The sequence below is a fragment of the Aquamicrobium defluvii genome (assembly GCF_004363725.1).
Taxonomy (GTDB): domain Bacteria; phylum Pseudomonadota; class Alphaproteobacteria; order Rhizobiales; family Rhizobiaceae; genus Mesorhizobium; species Mesorhizobium defluvii.
Genome location: NZ_SNZF01000073.1, coordinates 1 through 2504 on the forward strand (window position 1 = coordinate 1; position 2504 = coordinate 2504).

2 protein-coding genes are annotated in these 2504 nt (G+C 62.4%); one reads left to right on the forward strand and one right to left on the reverse strand.

Annotation, left to right across the window (positions count from 1 at the left end; all coding sequences use genetic code 11):
• Window positions 1–67: 67 nt before the first annotated feature.
• Window positions 68–421: a LysR family transcriptional regulator gene (locus DES43_RS22115; RefSeq protein WP_245264805.1), complete on the reverse strand. Its 354-nt coding sequence runs from the start codon at window positions 419–421 to the stop codon at window positions 68–70.
• A gap of 157 nt (window positions 422–578) precedes the next feature.
• Here DES43_RS22115 and DES43_RS22120 point away from each other — a divergent pair, with 157 nt between their 5' ends.
• A complete protein-coding gene (locus tag DES43_RS22120) occupies window positions 579–2285 on the forward strand; it encodes a GMC family oxidoreductase (protein WP_035033486.1) in 1707 nt (568 codons plus the stop codon).
• The last annotated feature ends 219 nt before the right edge of the window (window positions 2286–2504 follow it).

Below are 2504 nucleotides of genomic sequence, written 5' to 3' on the forward strand. Positions count from 1 at the left end.
TCAGGCCACAAGATGTTAAACGCTGTAGCCCACCCATCGCAGCTCCTGGCCGGGAGCCGCGATGGGGCTAATCTAGCAGGACTGAGACACATAAGGTGTTCAGTCCCGGGTCGATGATCGTTCCGATCCTGAGCGTGCCCCGGGCGCGGGAGCTGAGGCGTCCCGCCGTCTGGTCGAAAGCGGTAAATGCCGCCAGAACCTGCTCCGCCCTGGCGGCAAGGAGCGCTCCTTCCTGGGTCAGGCTCAGGCCGGTCGATACGCGCCGAAACAAGGTGATGCCTGTCTCCCTGGCCAGCCGCTTCAATTGCAGGGTCACGGCCTGCTGCGTGATGCGCAGTTGTTCCGCGGCGCGGGTGACGTTGCCCTCCCGCGCCACCGCGACGAATGCCCGTAGAGTGCGCAAGTCGATGGAGTTCAGCATATTAATCCCAGTTATAATCACCGGGTCGATTTGTCATTGGATTTTTACGTGCGACATCCCGATATTGAGTGAGAAGGCCGGGCTGGGAGGCTGCCATGCAATTGCGAGAATTCCAGGCTTATAAATATTGTGCCGGTCTGAACGGAGGGATGGCACGATGACGCGTCCGGATTCCAGGCAGGCGGGAACAGAATCCTTCGACTATATCATTGTCGGTGGCGGCTCTGCCGGCTGCCTGCTGGCCAACCGCCTGAGCAGAGATCCATCGATGCGTGTCCTTTTGCTCGAAGCGGGCGGAAAGGATAACTATCCCTGGATTCATATCCCGGTCGGCTATCTCTACTGCATCGGCAACCCCCGGACCGACTGGCTGTTCCATACCGAGCCGGAAGCCGGGCTGAACGGGCGTTCGTTGCGCTACCCCCGGGGCAAGACGCTTGGCGGCTGCTCGTCCATCAACGGCATGATCTATATGCGCGGGCAGGCCCGTGACTATGACGGCTGGGCGGCGCTGACCGGAGACGATGCCTGGGAATGGCAGAACTGCCTGCCTGATTTCAAGGCGCACGAGGATCATTATCGGCTGGATGACGGCAACGATCCCGAGACCGGCGGCAACGGCCGCTTTTCCGATATGCACGGGCATGGCGGCGAATGGCGGGTCGAGAAGCAGCGCCTGCGGTGGGACATCCTCCAAGCCTTCGCCGATGCGGCGGTCGAGGCCGGAATTCCGCGGTCCGACGATTTCAACAGCGGCGACAACGAGGGTGTCGGTTACTTCGAGGTCAACCAGAGGTCCGGATGGCGCTGGAACACTTCGAAGGCCTTCCTGCGCCCGGCGCTCAGCCGGCCCAACCTCTCTGTCTGGACGCATGCGCAGGTCGAAAGGCTGACGTTCGAGACCGACGGGTCGGGCCGGAAACGATGTGTGGGTGCCGTGCTTCGACGGCAGGGACAGGCCGTGCAGGTGCGATCGAACAGGGAGGTTATCCTGTCGGCCGGGGCGATCGGCTCCCCGCACATCCTGCAATTGTCCGGGGTGGGTCCGGGTTCCCTGCTGAAAAGCCACGGGGTCGAGGTCGTGCACGATCTGCCCGGCGTTGGCGAGAATCTGCAGGACCATCTGCAGATCCGGGCCGTGTTCAGGATAAGCCATGCCAGGACGCTCAACATGCTCGCCAACAGCCTGTCCGGCAAGATCGGGATCGCGCTGGAATATGCGTTGCGGCGCAGCGGTCCCATGAGCATGTCGCCATCGCAGCTCGGCGCCTTCAGCCGCTCCGATGAAACGCAATCGCACGCCAACCTCGAGTTCCACGTCCAGCCACTCAGTCTCGATGCGTTCGGCGAGCCGCTGCATCGCATTCCCGCCATCACCGCCAGTGTCTGCAACCTCAACCCGACCAGTGTCGGCACCGTCCGCATGCGGTCGGCGAGAGCGCAGGATGCCCCGGCGATCGCGCCCAACTATCTGAGTACCGACGAGGATCGCCGGATCGCCGCCGAGAGCCTGAGGCAGGTGCGCAAGATCGCATCGCAGCCGGCGCTGGCGAAATATCAGCCTGTCGAATGGAAGCCGGGACCGGAATTCCAGAGCGACGAGGAACTGGCCCGATTGGCGGGCGATATCGCCAGCACCATCTTCCATCCGGTGGGCACGACGAAAATGGGGCGTGACGACGATCCGATGGCGGTGGTGGACAGCCGCCTCAGGGTTCGCGGTATTGCAGGGTTGCGCATCGTCGATGCAGGCATCATGCCCAGGATCACCAGCGGAAATACGAATGCGCCAACGCTGATGATCGCAGAAAAAGCAGCCGGCTGGATCTTGCGGGAGCGCAACGGGTTCCAGCCTGGCACCTGATCGGGTTCTTCCCCGGTTTTCGTGGAGTGGCGGCGGCAGTCCCGCTTATATCTGTGTGATGAGCGACTAGGAGACCTGTGCGCGGGTAGCTGTGGACGGCATTTGCTGTTTGTGATTCGCTCTTCTTGAACGAGAGATTGAGGGCAGCGATGGCACGGCGGCGGATTGGTCAGGAAAGTTTCGGGTTTGGCGACTTTCGGGCGCGCCGCCAGTCATCGT